At 69.4% G+C, this 255-nt stretch carries 1 protein-coding gene; it reads left to right on the plus strand.

Annotation, left to right across the window (positions count from 1 at the left end; translation table 11 throughout):
* The coding region (locus tag ACLBXP_RS26125; RefSeq protein ID WP_447670682.1) for a 1-deoxy-D-xylulose-5-phosphate synthase N-terminal domain-containing protein at positions 1-255 on the plus strand (255 nt) is incomplete at both ends.

Raw genomic sequence — 255 nt, forward strand, 5'->3', positions numbered from 1 at the left:
TCTACCAGCGCGCCGCCCAGGCCGAGGAGTACGCCCGCAACCTGATCACCGGGGGCGGGGGCACGATGTTCGAGGAGCTCGGCTTCTACTACGTGGGCCCGGTGGACGGCCACAACCTCGACCACCTTCTGCCGGTGCTCAAGAACGTGCGCGACTCGGAGCAGGGCCCGATCCTGCTGCACGTGGTCACCCAGAAGGGCAAGGGCTACGCGCCGGCCGAGGCCTCGGCCGACCGCTACCACGGGGTGGTGAAGT

Source organism: Methylobacterium sp. A54F (assembly GCF_053346035.1).